We start from the raw sequence: 16,833 nt of genomic DNA, 5'->3' as shown, positions 1-16,833 counted from the left end.
CGGGCTTTCGTTTGTCGCTGTGGATCCATCATTCATTCGTTCAGTCGGACAGTGCGGCGTTGTGATACACGTCCTGCACGTCGTCCAGGTCCTCGAGCACGTCGAGGAGCTTCTGCATCCTGGCGGCGTCTTCGCCGGTCACGTCCACGGTGTTCTCGGCGCGCATCGTGATTTCGGCGGCGTCGGGCTTCAGGCCCGCGGCTTCGAGCGCGTTTTTCACGGCCTCGAAGTCGCCGATGGCGGTGAGCACCTCGATCGCGCCGTCGTCGTCGGTGATCACGTCCTCGGCGCCAGCTTCGAGGGCCACTTCCATGACCTTGTCCTCGCTGGTGCCGGGCGCGAAGATGATCTGGCCGCAGTGCTTGAACTGGAAGGCCACCGAGCCTTCGGTGCCCATGTTGCCGCCGTGCTTGGAGAAGGCGTGGCGCACTTCGGCCACGGTGCGCACGCGGTTGTCGGTCATGGTGTCGACGATGATCGCCGCGCCGCCGATGCCGTACCCTTCGTAACGAATTTCTTCGTAATTGACGCCTTCGAGGTTGCCCGTCGCCTTGTCGATGTTGCGCTTGACGGTGTCGATGGGCAGGTTGACCGCCTTGGCCTTTTCGACCGCCAGCCGCAGCCGGGGGTTGGCGCTGAGGTCGGCGCCGCCGGCGCGTGCCGCCACCGTGATTTCACGGATGGCGCGGGTCCAGAGCTTGCCCCGTTTCTCGTCCTGGCGGCCCTTGCGGTGCTGAATATTTGCCCACTTGCTATGTCCGGCCATGGCTTTCTCTCTCGCTGTCGTGTGTTTTCAAAGCAAGTGTGGAGTTTACTGTCCGGCGCACACAACGCTCCCCCGGCGCCCGGGATTTCGGCCCGGACCTTTTGGTGATAATTGTTCGATGACGCCATCGCCCATTGCCGGTACGGGAAATCCCGACGCCCTGCCGCCGCACGCCCCGCTGCCGCTGTACTACAACACCGAAGCGGAGCACCAGGCGTTCCTGCGGCGCATCTTCGACAGCACGGCCGCGGACTACGACCGCATCGAAGCCGTGCTGGCCTTCGGCACCGGCCCCTCGTACCGTCGCGACGCACTGAAGCAGGCCGGCCTCACGGCGGGCGCCCAGGTGCTCGACGTGGGCATCGGCACCGGGCTCGTCGCCCGCGAAGCGCTGAAGCTCATCGGCTCCACCGGCAAGCTCACGGGCGTCGACCCCAGCGTGGGCATGATGGGCCAGGTCCGGCTGCCCGGCGTCGAGCTCATTCAAGGCGTGGCCGAGGCCCTGCCACGGCCCGACGCCAGCTGCGATTTCGTGAGCATGGGCTACGCCATGCGCCACATCAGCGACGTGGCCGCCGCCTTTTCCGAGTTCCACCGCGTGCTGCGCCCGGGCGGGCGCGTGGTGGTACTCGAGATCACCAAGCCCGAAGGCCGCATCGCGACCGCGCTGCTCAAGGGCTACATGCGCGCCGTGGTGCCGCTGATCGCCCGCGTGGTCGGCCGCCGCAGCGACACCTCGGAACTGTGGCGCTATTACTGGGACACCATCGAGGCCTGCATCCCGCCCGAGCGCGTCATGCAGGCACTGGGCGCCGCCGGCTTCAGCGACGTGCGCCGGCATGCGAGCCTCGGGGTCTTCTCGGCCTACACCGGTCGCAAACCCGAATCCACCGCCGACGAGGTTCGCTGAACGTGCGCCCCCAGGACGACCGCCTTCATTCCCCCCTGCGCGTGGAGCGCCTCTCGCTGCCGGACAGCCTCGCGCTGGCCACGCACAGCCATGCGCCCTTCGCCGCGCTCGGCTACGGCACGCCGCACGGTGTCGCCTGGATGCCCACGGTCAACGCGCGCGTGCTGTCGCCGCAAGGCGCGATGGCCGATGTGTGGCACGTGGGACACGCGGGTGATGGCACCCAGGTCCGGTCGGGCACCACCGGCATCGCGCGCTGGCGCACCGACGGGCACTGGCTGCTCGGCGCCATCGACCTCGATGAAGCCGTCGAAGGCCAGGGCCTGACCGAACTCGCGCAGCGCGCCTACCGCGACCTGTTCCGCACGCTCGAGCAGGCCGGCACGCCGCATCTGCAGCGCATCTGGAACTACCTGCCGCGCATCAACGCTGACGGCGGCGGGCTGGAGCGCTACCGCCAGTTCAACCTGGGCCGGCAAGAGGCCTTCTTCGAGGCCGGCCGCGCCGCCTTCGAGGGTGCCCCGGCCGCCTGTGCGCTGGGCATCCGCCAGGGCGCGCTGTCGATCCGTTTTCTCGCGGGACGTGCCGCGCCGCTGCCGGTCGAGAACCCGCGGCAGGTGTCGGCCTACCGCTATCCTGAAACCTACGGCCCGCGCTCGCCGACCTTCTCGCGCGCCGCGCTGGCGGACATCGGCGACGGCCAGGTCGCGCTCTTCATCTCGGGCACGGCGAGCATCGTCGGCCACGAAACGGTGCACCACGGCGACGTGCGTGAGCAGGCCCGCGAAACGCTGCGCAACCTCGAGGCCGTGATCGCCTCCGCCCATGCGCAGACCACGGCGCGCTTCTCGCTCGATGCGCTCGATTGCGTGGTGTACGTGCGGCATCCGTCGGACACCGAGGCCGTGCGCGAGGTGATCGAAGCCGCGCTCGGCGCCCAGTCGCCGATGGCCCGCCATGCGGTGTACCTGGAAGCCGACATCTGCCGCAGCGATCTGCTGGTCGAGATCGAGGCCCACACGGTCGCCGCCGGCCGGCTGCAGGCCGCCTGAGCGGCCCGCCGTCCGCCTGTCCGACCGACACCACCCATGAACGTGCTGCGTCTTCTCACGTCGATCCCGCTCGCGCTGATGCTCTATGCGCTGCTGCTGTTCCTCGGCCTGATCTCGCTGGTCTGGAACCTGGTCGCCATGCTGCTGTACCCGGTGATGCCGGCCGCACCGGCGCGCGCGCTGGGCCGCATGACCATCGCCTTTGCCTACCGGATGTTCTGGTGGCTCGCGTCTGTCACCGGCATGATGCGCATCGACGCTTCGTGCCTGGACCCGATGCGCAACGAGCCCGGCGTGATCTTCGTGGCCAACCATCCGACCATGCTCGACGCGCTGCTGCTGGTGGCGCGGCTGCCGCGCAGCGCCTGCATCATGAAGGCCGAGCTGATGGGCAACATCTTCCTCGGCGCGGGGGCCCGGCTGGCGCGCTACATCAGCAACAAGTCGGCCCGCACGATGGTGCGCCTGGCGGTCAACGACCTGCGCCAGGGTGGCCAGCTCGTGATCTTCCCCGAAGGCACGCGCACGGTGTCGCCGCCGCTGAACCCCTTCCGCCCCGGCACCACGCTGATCGCCAAGCTGGCGCAAGCGCCGATCCAGACCGTGTTCATCGACACCGACTCGCCCTACCTCGGCAAGGGCTGGCCGCTGTGGCGCGTGCCGCCGCTGCCCATCGTCTTCACGCTGCGGCTGGGCAAGCGCTTTGCGCCGACGCAGGACAGCGATGCGTTGCAGGTCGAGCTGGAGCACTATTTCCGTCAACACATGGAGCAGCGCGCCACCGACGCGTCCCCCGAATGCCAGCAGACGCCTCGCGCACCCACCTTGTCCTGATCCCCAGCTACAACACGGGCGAGCGCCTGTTCTCGACGGTCGCGGCCGCGCGGGCCCAATGGAACCCGGTGTGGGTGGTGATCGACGGCAGCGACGACGGCACGGGCGAGCGGCTGCAGCAGATGGCGGCCAGCGATCCGGGGCTGCGCGTGTGGGTGCTGCCGCAGAACCAGGGCAAGGGCTCGGCGGTGCTGCACGGCTTGCGGGCCGCGAAGGACGCCGGCTTCACGCACGCGCTCACGATGGATTCCGACGGGCAGCATCCGGCGGACCTGATCCCCTCTTTCATGAACGCCTCGCTGGCGCGGCCCGAGACGATGGTGCTGGGCCGGCCGGTGTTCGACGCCAGCGCGCCGCTGCTGCGGGTGCGCGGGCGGCGGGTGTCCAACGGCTGGACCCAGCTCGAGACGCTATTCGCGGGTGTCGGCGATTCGCTCTACGGTTTTCGCGTGTACCCGGTGGTCGACCTGATCGCTGTGATGGCGCGCCAACCGTGGATGCGGCGTTTCGACTTTGATACCGAGGCGGTCGTGCGGCTGGCCTGGCGCGGGGTGAAGCCGGTGAACATCGATGCGCCTGTGAAGTACCTGACGGCTGAAGAAGGCGGGGTGTCGCACTTTCGCTATGGGCGGGACAACGTGTTGCTGACTTGGATGCACACGCGGTTGATGGTGGAGTTTGTTTTGCGGTTGCCTGGGTTGCTCTTTCGCAAATTGCGGGGAGCGCCGCCGTTTCAGGCCTAGCCTCTTTTTGAGAGGCGCCCGGCAAGCGGTACGGCGCGGTCGGCCCCACTGTGCCGGCCGCTTCGCGGCTGCCCTGCGGTGCTCGCGTTTCGCGGGGTCTCGCAGAACTCGCCTTCGGCTCAAACAGCTGCGAGCCCTGATCCGCGAAACGCTGCGCTCCTCGGCGGCACAGAGGGGCCGCCCACACCGTACCGCCTGCCGGGCACCTGCTGTGGTGTGGGAGCTCTTCCTCTCACCCTACTCGACGATGGCCGCGCCGCCCAACGCCTTGTACAGCGTCATCGTGGCGTTGAGCTGGTTCAACCGGTTCTGCGCCACCGACACCTCCGCGAGGCGGCGCTTGTCCTTGGCATCGAGCACCGGCTGCAACGCCGTGGCGCCGGCGCGGTAGCGCACTTCCGACAAGGCCTCCGCGCGTTGCGCCTGCTGCAGCGCCAGGGCCAGCTTCACGCTTTCGTCCTGCAGCTGGGTTCGCGACGACAGCGTGTTCTCCACCTCGGACAGCGCGGTGTACAGCGACTGGCGGAAGCCGACGACCGCTTCTTCGTACTGCGTCTGCGACACGGCGACGGTCAGCCGCGCGGTGTTCCATTGCAGGAAGGGCAACACCAGACCGGCGCCCAGCGTGGCGATCGGGTTCTTCAGCACCTCGCCCAGTGCATTGCTCCCCGCGCCCAGCGAACCCGTGAGGCTCAGCACCGGATAGAAACTGGTGCGCGTGGCATCGACGTTCGCCAGCGAGGACCGCAGGCGCTGCTCCGCGGCGCGCAGGTCGGGCCGGCGGGCCAGCAGGCTGGCGGGCAGTCCGGCATCGATCACGGGCAAGGCGGTGTCTGGCAGCTGCGAGGGCTCGTCTCTCGGGGCGTCGGGCGGCATGTCGAACAGGATCGCCAGTGCGTTGCGCGCTTCGACGCGCTGTTGCAGCAGCTGCGTGTGCGCCGCTTCCTGGCTCGCGAGGTTCTGGCCCGCCTGCGCGACGTCGAGGCCGGACACGGCGCCTGCCGCGTACTTGGCGCGCACCAGTGCCTGGATGCGCCGTGCATCGGCCATGCCGGCCTCGCTCAGCGCGATGCGGTGGTTCAGGTAGCCGGTCTGCCAGTAGAGCCCGGCCGTCGTGCCCACCAGCGCCAGCGCCGTGGCCTCGCGGTCGGACTGGGTGGCCTGCAGCTCCCAGTCGGCGACGCTGCGCTGCGCCGACAGGCGGCCCCACAGGTCGACTTCGTAGCTCAGGCTCAGTGAAGAGTTCGCGCTCGATGCGGCCACGCCGCCGCGCTTCAGGTCGAAGCTGCGTTGGGTGCCCAGTTGCCCCGTCACGCCCGGCGTGAGGTTGGTGTTCGCCAGGCCGGCCTGCAGCTGCGCCCGCTGCACGCGGATGCCGGCAGCGGCCAGGTTGTTGTTGGTGCGCAGGGCGCTGTCGATCAGGGTGTCGAGCCGCGCGTCGTGGAAGGCGGTCCACCAGCGGGCCTGCGGCACGGCCGCTGCGTTCTGCGGCAGCGGCTGTTGCTGCTGCCAGGCCTGCGGCACGCCGAGCGGTCGGTGTTCGCGCCGCTCCGGCGCAAACAGTGTGCAGCCGCCAAGCGCCAGCGCGATGGCCAGGCCCGCCAGGGTCGGTCGGGCGCTACTCACGCGCCAGTGCCTCGATGGGGTCGAGCCGCGCGGCGTTGCGCGCCGGCAGGTACCCGAAGAGCACGCCGATGAGCGACGCGCACAAAAAGGCCGACACCACGGCCCCGAGCGAAAAGATCATTTGCCATTGCTTCACGAACAGCGAGAACACAAAGCTGATGCCGTACGACAGCAGCACGCCGATGAAACCGCCGACCAGGCACACGAGCACGGCCTCGGTCAGGAACTGCTGCAGCACGTCGCTCTGGCGCGCGCCCACGGCCATGCGGATGCCGATCTCGCGGGTGCGCTCGGTCACCGACACCAGCATGATGTTCATCACGCCGATGCCGCCCACCACAAGCGAGATCACCGCGATCAGCGACAGCAGCAGCGTGAGCGACTGGCTCGTGCGCTCGGCCGTCTTCACGATGCTGTCCATGTTGAAGGTGAAGAAGTCCTTGCCGCCGTGGCGCAGCGTGAGCAGCCGCACGATGCTCTCTTCGGCCGCCTTGGTGGGCTGGTCGTCGCGGATGCGCACGGTGATGCTGTCGAAGTGCTGCTGGCCAAACAGGCGGCTTGCACCGGTGCTGTAGGGCAGCCAGATGTTGAGCGACTTGTTCTCGCCGAACATGCTCTTCTTTTCCTGCGCCACGCCGATCACGGTGCACGGCAGGCTGCCCACCAGGATGATCTTGCCGACGGGGTCGGTGCCGTCGGGAAAGAGCTTGCGCCGCGTGTTCTGGTCGATCACCACCACCTGCGACTGGTGCCGCACGTCGTTGGCGTCGAAGTCCGTGCCGCTGGCCATCTGGATGTCGCGCACGCTGAAGAAGTTGTCGCTGACGCCGTTCACGTTGCCGTTGACGTCGGCGCTGCGGTAGCGCAGGCGCAGGCTGCGCATGGTGGTCGGCGTGACGCTGTGCACGTAGGGCTGCGCGGCAATGGCCTGCAGGTCCGCCGGCAGCAGCGTGCGGATGCTCGCGGCCTTGTCGTCGCCGAAGTCGTGGCCCGGGTAGATGTCGAGCGTGTTGGTGCCGATGGCCTTGATGTCGGCGAGCACGAAGCGCTTGGCGCCCTCCCCGATGGCCACGATCGACACCACCGAGGTGATGCCGATGATGATGCCCAGCATGGTCAGCGCCGTGCGCATGCGGTGCGCCATCATCGAGCGCCAGGCCATGCGGAAGGCTTCGGAGAAACGCGCCCAGCCGGTGCTGAAGCGCGCGATGCCCAGCATGGGGCGCGTCATGGCGGGCGGCGTGGGGGTGTCGTCGCCGACCGTCTGCGCGGGCGCAGCCACGGTCGGCACGTTCGGCCGGTCGCCCACGATCGCGCCGTCGGCGATCTCGATGATGCGTTCGGTGCAGCGTGCCACCTGCATGTCGTGCGTCACGATGATGATCGTGTGCCCCTGCGCATGCAGCTCGCGCAGGATGCCGATGACCTCCTGGCCGCTCTTGCTGTCGAGCGCGCCGGTGGGCTCGTCGGCCAGGATGACCTGCCCGCCGTTCATCAGTGCGCGCGCGATGCTCACGCGCTGCTGCTGGCCGCCCGAGAGCTGGCTTGGCCGGTGCTCGGTGCGGTCTTCGAGGCCCAGGCGCGCGAGCAGTTGCCGCGCCCGCGCGTCGCGCGCCGAGCCCTCGGTGCCGGCATAGACGGCGGGCACCTCGACGTTGCCGGTGGCCGTCAGGTGCTGCATGAGGTGGTAGCGCTGGAAGATGAAGCCGAAGTGCTCGCGCCGCAGCGCGGCGAGCGCGTCGCTGTCGAGCGTGCCGACGTCCTGGCCCGACACGGTGTAGGTGCCGGTGCTCGGCCGGTCGAGGCAACCGAGGATGTTCATCAGCGTCGACTTGCCCGAGCCCGAGGCGCCGACGATGGCCAGCATTTCGCCGTGGCCGATGTCCAGGTCGACGTCTTTCAGCACCTGGACCTCCTGCTCGCCCGAGGGAAAGCTGCGGCCGATGCCGCGCAAGGTCAGCAGCGGCTGCGTCACTGGCGCGGCCTCCGGTTGCCGCTGTCATTGCCGTCGGTCTTCTCCAGCGCCGAGGCGTCGCCGGTGATGACGCTGTCGCCCTCCTTCAGGCCTTCGAGCACCTGCGCCTGGAAGTTGTTGCTGATGCCCACGCGCACCTGCCGCTTTTCCACGCGCTGGTCGGGCAGGAGCACGCGCACTTCGTGGCGGCCGTCCTTGTCGCGCGTGCCGAGCGCGGTGAGCGGCACGGTCAGCGCCTGCTTGGCCTCGCCCAGCAGGATGGCGACCTGCGCCGTCATGTCGACGCGCAGCGTGCGCTCGGGGTTGGGCACGTCGAACAGCGCGTTGAAGAACACGGCGTTGTTGATCTTCTCGGGCGAAGGTTGCACCGCGCGCAGGGTGCCGTGGTAGCGCGTGTCGGGGTCGCCCAGGATGGTGAAGTAGACCGGCTGGCCCGCCTTCACGCGCACCACGTCGGCCTCGGACACCTGGGCCTTCACGGTCATGGTCGACAGGTCGGCCAGCTTCATCAGCGTGGGCACCTGGAACGAGGCCACCACGGTCTGGCCTTCGAGCGTGCTGATCGACACCACGTCGCCGTCGATGGGCGCGACGATGCGGGTGTACGACAGGTTGGTCTGCGCCGAGGCCAGGGCCAGCTTCTGCTGGCGGATCTGCGCATCGAGCGAGACGGCGTCGGCGCGCAGCGCGCGCAGCTCGGTGTCGGCGCCTTCCAGGTCCTGGCGCGCGGCGGCGTCCTGCGCCAGCATCTCGCGCTGGCGCGCCCAGGTGAGCTCGGCCTGCTTCACGCGCACGTCCTTGGCGAGCTTCTGGGCCTGCAGGTTCTCCAGCTTGGCCTGCTCCTGCGCGAGCGTGTTCTGCGAGATGACCGGGTCGATCTCGGCCAGCCAGTCGCCCTTCTTCACCGTCTGGCCGAGCACCACCTTCAGCGACTTGAGCTGCCCCGACACCTGCGCGCCGACCTCGACCTGCTTGAGAGCCTGCAGCACGCCGGTGGCGAGCACCGCGTTCTCCAGGTCGCTGCGCTGCACGGTGGCGGTCAGGTAGTCGCTTTTCTTCGGCGGGCTCAGCCAGAAGAAGGCCGCGATGGCCAGCGCGACAAGCAAGGCCAGGCCGACAAGGAGCTTGCGCGATCGTCGCGAAGGAGTGGTGGGCATGCAGTGAAGAAGTGGGATGAAACGGGCGGCGAAGCCCGGGAAGGGATGCGGTTCATCCTAGCCCCGGTTGCTGAAGGCCTGCTAAAGCATGCGTTTTGACGGGCTTTTTGCACGGGCCTGCGCAGCGACCCCTGAAAACGGCGTGGCCCGCTGCCCTCGAAGGACAGCGGGCCACGCCGCAAGAGACTACTGAAAAAGAACTCAGCGCGCGGTGCGCCGGCGCAAGAGCAAGGTGAGCAGCAACAGCGCCAGCACCGTGAACGCGATGAACGACCAGTTCGCCAGCGTCAGGCCGAACAGCGACCAGTCGATCTTGGAACAGTCGCCGCCGCCGCGGAAGATCATCGGCAGCGCGCGCTTGAGCGGGAAAGTCTCGATCATCCCGTACAGGTCACGCCCGCACGAGACGACCTCGGGCGGATACCACTGCAGCCAGCTCTGCTGCGCCGCCGTGTAGGCGCCGCCCACCGCCGCCGCCAGCGCCAGCACCCCGCCCGTCACCTGCAGGCCGCGGCTGTTGAACAGCGCCGCCAGGCCGGTGAACAGCGCCACCAGCATCAGCGCATAGCGCTGCACGATGCACATCGGGCAGGGTTCGAGCCCGACCACGTGCTGCAGATACAGCCCGAAGGCCAGCATGAGGACACAGGCCAGGCAGATCAGCCCGAGCGCGCGGCGCGGCGCGCCGAAGTACCAATGGATCAAGGAGATACCCAATCTTCTTCTACGAACACCCTGGCCTTGCGGGGGGTGGCGACGACGGTGTCGCCTTCCTTCAAGCCCAGGTCGCGGAACTGTTGCGCAGGGAGTTGCGCTTCGATGATGGTTCCGGAGCCCGGATTATCTGGATTCGTTTCGGTGGGCTCAAGTTCCAGCCGCGCGATCGGTCCGACCACGATCGCGCGCGACAGCGTGGCAACGATGCCCGTGGCACCCGACACGTAGCGTGTCACATCCAGGTCATGCGGGCGCACGTAGGCCAGCGCCTTGGCGTCGCGCGCGCTGCTGTGCTCGGGCGAGTCGATGCGCATGCCGTCCAGTTGCACGGCGCCGTTGTCGGCCCGTCCGTGGAACAGGTTCACGTCGCCCAGGAAGCCGTAGACGAACGGGCTCGCGGGCTTGTCCCACACGTCCTGCGGCGAGCCGACCTGCTCGATGCGGCCCTTGTTGATGACCACCACGCGGTCGGCCACTTCGAGTGCTTCTTCCTGGTCGTGCGTGACGAAGATCGAGGTGACGTGCAGCTCGTCGTGCAGCCGGCGCAGCCAGCGGCGCAGTTCCTTGCGCACCTTGGCGTCGAGCGCGCCGAAGGGTTCGTCCAGCAGCAGCACCTTGGGCTCCACCGCCAGCGCGCGAGCCAGCGCGATGCGCTGGCGCTGGCCGCCGGACAGCTGCGACGGGTAGCGGTCGGCCAGCCAGTCGAGCTGCACCAGCTTGAGCAGGTCGGTCACCTTGGCCTTGATCTGCGCGTCGCTCGGGCGCTCCTTGCGCGGCTTCACGCGCAGGCCGAAGGCCACGTTCTCGAACACGGTCATGTGGCGGAACAGCGCGTAGTGCTGGAACACGAAGCCGACCTGGCGCTCGCGCACGTGCACGTCGGTCGTGTCTTCGCCCGAGAAATGGATGCTGCCGGTGTCGGCCGTTTCCAGGCCCGCGATGATGCGCAGCAGCGTGGTCTTGCCGCAGCCCGAAGGGCCGAGCAGCGCGACCAGTTCGCCCGACTCGACGTCGAGGTTCACGTTGTTCAGCGCGCGGAAGTCGCCGAACTGCTTGCTGATGTTGCGGATTTCGATGCTCATGGTCTTGTTCTCTCGTCTTCTCAGGCCGCCGAAGGCTCGGGGGGACGCTCGGGCGGCAGCTCGGCGATGGCTTTCATTTCGCGCTCATGGCGCCACTCGATGACCGACTTGATCACCAGGGTGACCAGCGCCAGGATCGCCAGCAGCGAGGCCACCGCGAAGGCGGCCACCGACTGGTATTCGTTGTAGAGCACCTCGACGTGCAGCGGCATCGTGTTGGTCTGGCCCCGGATGTGGCCCGACACCACCGACACCGCGCCGAACTCGCCCATGGCGCGCGCATTGCACAGGATCACGCCGTACAGCAGGCCCCACTTGATGTTGGGCAAGGTCACGCGCCGGAAGGTCTGCCAGCCGGTCGCGCCGAGCACGATGGCGGCCTGTTCCTCGTCGGTGCCCTGCGCCTGCATCAGCGGAATGAGTTCGCGCGCAATGAAGGGAAAGGTCACGAACACGGTGGCCAGCACGATGCCGGGCACGGCGAAGATGATCTTGATGTCGTGCTCTGCCAGCCACGGACCGAACCAGCCCTGCGCGCCGAACACCAGCACGTAGATCAGGCCCGCCACCACCGGCGACACCGCGAACGGCAGGTCGATCAGCGTGGTGAGAAAGGCCTTGCCGCGGAACTCGAACTTGGCGATGGCCCAGGCCGCGGCCACGCCGAACACGAGGTTCATCGGCACCGCGATGGCGGCGGTGATCAGCGTGAGGCGGATGGCGCTCCACGCATCGGGTTCCTTCAGCGCCTCGAGGTAGGCATTGAGGCCCTTGCGCAGCGCCTCGACCGCCACGGCCGCCAGCGGCAGCACGAGGAACAGGAACATGAACGCCAGGGCGATGCCGATCAGCGTCCAGCGGACCCAGGCCGACTCGGTGGTGCCGGCCTGCGCGCGGCGAATGATTTTCGAAGGTGCACTCATGTCAGGCTCCTGCGCGCTTGCGTTGCCAGGCTTGCAGGCCGTTGATGACCAGCAGCAGGATGAACGACAGCACGAGCATCACCAGCGCGACCGCGGTGGCGCCCGTGTAGTCGTACTGCTCCAGCTTGCCGATGATGATGAGCGGCGTGATCTCGGAAATCATCGGCATGTTGCCGGCGATGAAGATCACGGAGCCGTACTCGCCGATGGCGCGTGCGAAGGCCATGGCAAAGCCCGTGAGCAAGGCAGGCGCAATCGCCGGAAAGATCACCTTGGTGAAGGTCTGCAGGCGCGTGGCGCCCAGCGAAGTCGCGGCTTCTTCCAGTTCCTTCTCGGTGTCTTCCAGCACCGGCTGCACCGTGCGCACCACGAACGGCAGCCCGATGAAGATCAGCGCAATCACGATGCCCGCCGGCGTGAACGCCAGCTTGATGCCGTGCGGCTCGAGCAGTTGCCCGATCCAGCCATTGCCCGCCAGCAGCGCCGTGAGCGAGATGCCGGCCACGGCCGTGGGCAGCGCGAACGGCAGGTCGACCAGCGCATCGACGATGCGCTTGCCCGGGAACTTGTAGCGCACCAGCACCCACGCCACGAGCAGGCCGAACACCGCGTTCACCATGGCGGCGATCAGCGAGGCGCCGAAGGTCAGGCGGTACGAGGCCATCACGCGCGGCGCGGTCACCGACACCCAGAAGTGCTCCCAGGTCATCGTGAAGGTCTTGAAGACCAGCGCCGACAACGGGATCAGCACGATCAGGCACAGGTAGAAGACCGTGAAGCCGAGCGTGATGTGGAAACCGGGCAGCACGCGCTTGGCGCCCCCTGCCCGGTTGGCACGTGAAAAAGGCGCTCCCGCTGCCGGGAGCGCCGAAGAAGCAGCGCCGCTCATTTACTTCGCGCCGGGCGTGTAGAGCTTGTCGAACTGGCCGCCGTCATTGAAGTGCACCTTCTGCGCTTCGCTCAGGCTGCCGAACAGTTCCTGCACCGTGAACAGCTGCAGCGGCTTGAAGGTCGATGCGTACTTCTTGAGCACGGTCTGCGAACGCGGGCGCAGCGCATGCTTGGCGGCGATTTCCTGCGCTTCTTCGGAGTACAGCCAGTCGAGGTAGGCCTTGGCCAGCTCGCCCGTGCCCTTCTTCTTGACGGTGCGCTCGACGATGGCGACCGGGTTCTCGGCCACGATGGAGATCGACGGGTAGACCGAGTCGACCTTGCCGGTGCCGAATTCGCGGTCGATCGAGACCACTTCCGATTCGAAGGTGATCAGCGCGTCGCCGATGTTGCGTTGCAGGAAGGCGGTGGTCGCGTCGCGGCCGCCGCGTGCCAGCACCGGCACGTTCTTGAACAGCTTGCCGACAAACTCGGCAGCCTGGGCGTCGGTGCCGCCCTTCTTCTTGATGTAGCCCCAGGCGGCCAGGTAGGCATAGCGGCCGTTGCCGCCGGTCTTGGGGTTGACGATCACGACCTGCACGCCCGGCTTGACCAGGTCGTCCCAGTCCTTGATGCCCTTGGGGTTGCCGTTGCGCACCAGCAGCAGCATGGTCGAGGTGGTGGGCGATGCGTTCTCGGGGAACTTCTTGTTCCAGTCCTTGGCGACCACGCCGGCGTTGGCCAGGAAGTCGATGTCGGTCGAGGTGTTCATGGTCACCACGTCGGCATCGAGGCCGTCGGCCACGGCGCGTGCCTGGGCGCTGGAGCCGCCGTGCGACTGGTCGATCTTGACGTCCTTGCCCGTGGTCTTCTTGTAGTTCGCCACGAAGGCCGCGTTGTAGTCCTTGTAGAACTCGCGCGCCACGTCGTACGAAGCGTTCAGCAGGCCCGTGCCTTGGGCAAAGGCCGTGTTGCCGGCGAGTGCGGAGGACGCCAGCGCGAGCACGGCGACGAAGGTCTTGATTCTGGAAGTCATGTGGTTGCCAGGTTGTCTGAAAATTCACGACCGGCCGACCAGGCGGCGGGTTCGTCGGTCAACGATTGCAGCAGGGCCAGGCCGAGCGGCCAGTCTCCGTGCCCCGAATCGATGTTGATGTGCCCCGCATTCTGCATGCGCACGAACTCGCTGCCCCAGGCGCGCGAATAGGCGCCCGCCAGGCGGATCGGGCAATAGGGATCGTTGCTGCTCGCCACCACGATGCTGCGGTACGGCAGCGCCGCATACGGCACGGGCGCGAAGTCAGACAGCACCGCGCGGCGCTCGGGGTCGGCCGGCGCCACCAGCAGCGCGCCCTGGATGCGGGCGGCGGCCTCGGGCGGCAGGTGCGCCGTGGCGATGCAGCCCAGGCTGTGCGCCGCGATGACCACCGGGCCTTCGCTTTCGAGCACGAGCTTGGCCAGCGCGGGCACCCAGGCGTCGCGCTTGGGCGAGGCCCAGTCGTCCTGCGCCACCCGCGCCGCGCCCGGAATGCGTTCTTCCCACAGGCTCTGCCAATGGCCGGGCCCGGAGTCGCGCCAACCGGGCACGATGACGACACGAGTCTGCATGACGGCGCGGTCCTGCGGCTTCTTACTTGTTGGGCTGCGGCGTGATGCGCAGGTAAGGCTTGACGGCCTTGAAGCCCTTGGGGAAGCGCTCGGCCAGCTCGGCCGGGTCCTGGATGCTCGGCACGATGACAACGTCGTCGCCGTCCTTCCAGTTCACGGGCGTGGCGACCTTGTGGCTGTCGGTGAGCTGCAGCGAGTCGATCACGCGAATGATTTCGTCGAAGTTGCGGCCGGTCGACGCCGGGTAGGTGATGGTGGTGCGGATGACCTTCTTGGGGTCGATGATGTAGACGCTGCGCACCGTGGCCGTGGTCGAGGCGTTCGGGTGGATCAGGTCGTACAGGTCGGCCACCTTGCGGTCGGCGTCCGCAATGATCGGGAAGTTGACGGTGGTGTTCTGCGTCTCGTTGATGTCCGAGATCCACTCCTTGTGCTTGGTGGCCGGGTCGACGCTCAGCGCGATGGGCTTCACGCCGCGCTTGGCGAACTCGCCCGACAGCGCCGCCGTCTTGCCGAGTTCGGTGGTGCACACGGGCGTGAAATCGGCCGGGTGCGAGAAGAACACGATCCACGAATCGCCGGCCCACTGATAGAAGTCGATCGGGCCTTCGCTGGAGTCCTGGGTGAAATTGGGGGCGGTGTCGCCGAGTCGCAGGGTTGCCATGGTCGCTCCAAGAAGGGGGTGAAGCCCTGGATTGTGCGAACCGCTGCTTCAATGGCAAACGAATATCTGTTTGTTTGGATATGACGTTTTTCGCATATAGAACCTGCGAAGACCCCCTATGGCGCTATCTTTTAGATAGCAACCAGCCTCAGAACATCCGCATCTGCTCGCTCTGCAGGTGTTCCGACAGGAAGTCGATCAGCCGCCGCACCGCCGGCACCAGCGCCCGCCGCGCCGGAAACACCATGTGCGCCACCACCGGCGACGGCCCCCAGCCCGGCAGCACCCGCGCCAGCCGGCCCGTCTCGACGTCTGCGCTACACATGTAGTCGGGCAGCATCGTCGCGCCGACCCCGCCCAGCGCGCCGAATTGCAGCGTCGCGAGGTCGTCGGCCACGTAGCGCGGCGTGTGCACGTGCAGGTGGCTGCGGCCTTCCGGGCCTTCGAGCCGCCATTCGGCGCGCCCTTCCCCATTGACCGACATGGCCGCCGTCGGCAGCTTCGCGAGGTCAGCGGGCGTGTCGATCGGCCCGTGTTGCGCCATCAGCGCCGGGCTGGCGACCAGCACGCCTCGGCTGTGGCCGAAGGTCTTGGCCACGAGCACCGTGCTGTCCTCGATGGTGGGGCGCACGCGCAATGCGATGTCGATGCCCTCCTCGATCAGGTCCACCGGCCGGTTGATGACGCGGATGTCGACGCGCACCGCGGGGTAGCGTTCCATGAACAGCGGAATCAGCTGCGCCAGCCCGCTGTGCGCGATGGTGACCGGGCAGGTCAGCCGCACCAGCCCGCTCGGCTCGGTCTGCACCTGCGCCACCGCCTCGGCCGCCGCCTGGGCCGCGTCGCGCATCGCGGAGGCGTGCCGCAGGTAGATCTCGCCGGCCGGCGTGAGCGACAGGCGCCGCGTGCTGCGCTGCATCAGCTGCACGCCCAGGCGCTCCTCGAGCTCGGCCACGCGGCGCGACAGGCGCGATTTGGGAATGCCCAGCGCCCGACTGGCGGCGGCAAAGCCGCCCCGCTCGGCCACCTCGGCGAAGAACACCATGTCGTTGAGGTCTTGCATGGCTTTATTGTCCCACCAACAGAACGATCTGATCAAATTTCGGCTACTTATCAGTCACTCACATCAAAAATAGAATTCTCCCAACGCCGGCCACTTCTCAGCGCCGACACCTTGCACAGAAAGTGATTGACTGACATGAAGCTGCTCCACATCGACTCCAGCATCCTCGCCGCCGGCTCCACCTCGCGCCAGCTGACCGCCGAAACCGTGGCCGCATGGCGCGCCGCCCACCCCGACACCCAGGTCGAGTACCTCGACCTCGCCGTGGACGCGCCCTCGCACTTCGGCGTCGACGCCCTCGGCATCAAGACCGGCGTGCAGGCCCAGCCGACCGAAGCGCAACTGCGCGAGAACGCCCTGTCGGAAAAGCTGGTGAGCCAGTTCCTGGCCGCCGACGTCGTCGTGATCGGCGCCCCGCTGTACAACTTCACCATCCCGACCCAGCTCAAGGCCTGGATCGACCGCCTCGCGCAAGCCGGCCGCACCTTCAAGTACACCGAGAAGGGCCCCGTCGGCCTGGCCGGCGGCAAGACGGTGATCGTGGCGTCCAGCCGCGGCGGCATCTACTCGACCTCCGAAGGCGGCCAGGCGGCCGAGCACCAGGAAAGCTACCTGAAGGTGATCTTCGGCTTCTTCGGCATCACCGACGTGCGCTTCGTGCGCGCCGAAGGCATCGCGATGGGTGACGCGCCCAAGGCCGCCGCACTGGCCGCCGCCCGCGCCGACATCCTCGTGGCCACGACCGAAGCTGCGAACCAGAAGAACGTCGCGCAAGCCGCCTGAGTCTTTCGCCAGCGGAACGAAAAAGCCGCCCCGTGGGGCGGCTTTTTCATGGGCGATGGC

At 67.8% G+C, this 16,833-nt stretch carries 17 protein-coding genes; 5 read left to right on the top strand and 12 right to left on the bottom strand.

Translation table 11 applies throughout. The features are described from left to right. Positions 1-40: 40 nt before the first annotated feature. Positions 41-766, bottom strand: a complete 726-nt coding sequence (locus ACAM52_RS10185; protein ID WP_056580425.1) for a YebC/PmpR family DNA-binding transcriptional regulator — start codon at positions 764-766, stop codon at positions 41-43. A gap of 118 nt (positions 767-884) precedes the next feature. Between ACAM52_RS10185 and ACAM52_RS10180 the strand changes: the two genes are divergently transcribed. From ACAM52_RS10180 to ACAM52_RS10165, 4 genes are read left to right on the top strand one after another with little or no spacing between them, the layout of a single operon-like run. Beyond that, positions 885-1,676: a class I SAM-dependent methyltransferase gene (locus ACAM52_RS10180; RefSeq protein ID WP_062470103.1), complete on the top strand. Its 792-nt coding sequence runs from the start codon at positions 885-887 to the stop codon at positions 1,674-1,676. 2 nt (positions 1,677-1,678) lie between these two features. After that, the gene (locus ACAM52_RS10175) at positions 1,679-2,728 is read left to right on the top strand and encodes a Rid family hydrolase (protein WP_062470100.1); all 1,050 of its coding nucleotides are present in this window, start codon (positions 1,679-1,681) and stop codon (positions 2,726-2,728) included. 36 nt (positions 2,729-2,764) lie between these two features. After that, positions 2,765-3,562: a lysophospholipid acyltransferase family protein gene (locus ACAM52_RS10170; protein ID WP_369646921.1), complete on the top strand. Its 798-nt coding sequence runs from the start codon at positions 2,765-2,767 to the stop codon at positions 3,560-3,562. Beyond that, positions 3,526-4,305: a glycosyltransferase family 2 protein gene (locus ACAM52_RS10165; protein WP_062470093.1), complete on the top strand. Its 780-nt coding sequence runs from the start codon at positions 3,526-3,528 to the stop codon at positions 4,303-4,305. Before ACAM52_RS10170 ends, ACAM52_RS10165 begins: the two co-directional genes overlap by 37 nt. Positions 4,306-4,542: 237 nt before the next feature. Here the strand turns inward: ACAM52_RS10165 and ACAM52_RS10160 are convergent, their stop codons facing one another. The 11 genes from ACAM52_RS10160 to ACAM52_RS10110 form a co-directional block, all read right to left on the bottom strand. Continuing rightward, positions 4,543-5,931, bottom strand: coding sequence for an efflux transporter outer membrane subunit (locus ACAM52_RS10160; protein ID WP_369646920.1), 1,389 nt, complete (start codon positions 5,929-5,931; stop codon positions 4,543-4,545). Continuing rightward, positions 5,924-7,906 (bottom strand): macrolide ABC transporter ATP-binding protein/permease MacB, encoded by a 1,983-nt coding sequence (gene macB / locus ACAM52_RS10155; RefSeq protein WP_369646919.1) that lies wholly within the window; start codon positions 7,904-7,906, stop codon positions 5,924-5,926. The genes ACAM52_RS10160 and macB overlap by 8 nt, the downstream gene beginning before the upstream one ends. Next, on the bottom strand, positions 7,903-9,063 hold the full coding sequence (gene macA, locus ACAM52_RS10150; RefSeq protein ID WP_369646918.1) for a macrolide transporter subunit MacA: 1,161 nt from the start codon (positions 9,061-9,063) through the stop codon (positions 7,903-7,905). Before macA ends, macB begins: the two co-directional genes overlap by 4 nt. A gap of 201 nt (positions 9,064-9,264) precedes the next feature. Beyond that, positions 9,265-9,768 (bottom strand): disulfide bond formation protein B, encoded by a 504-nt coding sequence (locus tag ACAM52_RS10145; RefSeq protein WP_062470083.1) that lies wholly within the window; start codon positions 9,766-9,768, stop codon positions 9,265-9,267. Beyond that, positions 9,765-10,862: a sulfate/molybdate ABC transporter ATP-binding protein gene (locus tag ACAM52_RS10140; RefSeq protein ID WP_369646917.1), complete on the bottom strand. Its 1,098-nt coding sequence runs from the start codon at positions 10,860-10,862 to the stop codon at positions 9,765-9,767. Before ACAM52_RS10140 ends, ACAM52_RS10145 begins: the two co-directional genes overlap by 4 nt. Positions 10,863-10,882: 20 nt before the next feature. Continuing rightward, positions 10,883-11,785 carry a sulfate ABC transporter permease subunit CysW gene (gene cysW / locus ACAM52_RS10135; protein ID WP_062470078.1) on the bottom strand — a complete coding sequence of 301 codons (903 nt, stop codon included), beginning with the start codon at positions 11,783-11,785 and terminating at the stop codon, positions 10,883-10,885. A 1-nt stretch (position 11,786) separates the two neighbouring features. Continuing rightward, positions 11,787-12,674 (bottom strand): sulfate ABC transporter permease subunit CysT, encoded by an 888-nt coding sequence (gene cysT, locus ACAM52_RS10130; protein ID WP_056580402.1) that lies wholly within the window; start codon positions 12,672-12,674, stop codon positions 11,787-11,789. Then, the gene (locus tag ACAM52_RS10125) at positions 12,675-13,691 is read right to left on the bottom strand and encodes a sulfate ABC transporter substrate-binding protein (protein WP_369646916.1); all 1,017 of its coding nucleotides are present in this window, start codon (positions 13,689-13,691) and stop codon (positions 12,675-12,677) included. Beyond that, entirely contained in the window at positions 13,688-14,263 is a 576-nt protein-coding gene (locus ACAM52_RS10120; protein WP_307590554.1) for an alpha/beta hydrolase, read from the bottom strand. Before ACAM52_RS10120 ends, ACAM52_RS10125 begins: the two co-directional genes overlap by 4 nt. 22 nt (positions 14,264-14,285) lie before the next feature. Beyond that, entirely contained in the window at positions 14,286-14,927 is a 642-nt protein-coding gene (locus ACAM52_RS10115) for a peroxiredoxin (protein ID WP_093240439.1), read from the bottom strand. A gap of 148 nt (positions 14,928-15,075) precedes the next feature. Beyond that, on the bottom strand, positions 15,076-15,990 hold the full coding sequence (locus ACAM52_RS10110; protein ID WP_369646915.1) for a LysR family transcriptional regulator: 915 nt from the start codon (positions 15,988-15,990) through the stop codon (positions 15,076-15,078). A gap of 135 nt (positions 15,991-16,125) precedes the next feature. Here ACAM52_RS10110 and ACAM52_RS10105 point away from each other — a divergent pair, with 135 nt between their 5' ends. Continuing rightward, positions 16,126-16,773, top strand: coding sequence for an FMN-dependent NADH-azoreductase (locus ACAM52_RS10105; protein WP_369628995.1), 648 nt, complete (start codon positions 16,126-16,128; stop codon positions 16,771-16,773). Positions 16,774-16,833: the final 60 nt, after the last annotated feature.

The sequence above is a fragment of the Variovorax sp. V118 genome (genome assembly GCF_041154445.1).
Taxonomy (GTDB): domain Bacteria; phylum Pseudomonadota; class Gammaproteobacteria; order Burkholderiales; family Burkholderiaceae_C; genus Variovorax; species Variovorax boronicumulans.
This window is presented reverse-complemented; position numbering and strand designations above follow the sequence as displayed.

Coding starts and splice junctions, on each gene's coding strand:
- ACAM52_RS10185 (WP_056580425.1), bottom strand. CDS start 766: ATGGCCGGACATAGCAAGTGGGCAAATATTCAGCACCGCAAGGGCCGC.
- cysT (WP_056580402.1), bottom strand. CDS start 12,674: ATGAGCGGCGCTGCTTCTTCGGCGCTCCCGGCAGCGGGAGCGCCTTTT.
- ACAM52_RS10120 (WP_307590554.1), bottom strand. CDS start 14,263: ATGCAGACTCGTGTCGTCATCGTGCCCGGTTGGCGCGACTCCGGGCCC.
- ACAM52_RS10140 (WP_369646917.1), bottom strand. CDS start 10,862: ATGAGCATCGAAATCCGCAACATCAGCAAGCAGTTCGGCGACTTCCGC.
- ACAM52_RS10170 (WP_369646921.1), top strand. CDS start 2,765: ATGAACGTGCTGCGTCTTCTCACGTCGATCCCGCTCGCGCTGATGCTC.
- macA (WP_369646918.1), bottom strand. CDS start 9,063: ATGCCCACCACTCCTTCGCGACGATCGCGCAAGCTCCTTGTCGGCCTG.
- ACAM52_RS10180 (WP_062470103.1), top strand. CDS start 885: ATGACGCCATCGCCCATTGCCGGTACGGGAAATCCCGACGCCCTGCCG.
- ACAM52_RS10115 (WP_093240439.1), bottom strand. CDS start 14,927: ATGGCAACCCTGCGACTCGGCGACACCGCCCCCAATTTCACCCAGGAC.
- ACAM52_RS10125 (WP_369646916.1), bottom strand. CDS start 13,691: ATGACTTCCAGAATCAAGACCTTCGTCGCCGTGCTCGCGCTGGCGTCC.
- cysW (WP_062470078.1), bottom strand. CDS start 11,785: ATGAGTGCACCTTCGAAAATCATTCGCCGCGCGCAGGCCGGCACCACC.
- ACAM52_RS10105 (WP_369628995.1), top strand. CDS start 16,126: ATGAAGCTGCTCCACATCGACTCCAGCATCCTCGCCGCCGGCTCCACC.
- ACAM52_RS10110 (WP_369646915.1), bottom strand. CDS start 15,990: ATGCAAGACCTCAACGACATGGTGTTCTTCGCCGAGGTGGCCGAGCGG.
- ACAM52_RS10165 (WP_062470093.1), top strand. CDS start 3,526: ATGCCAGCAGACGCCTCGCGCACCCACCTTGTCCTGATCCCCAGCTAC.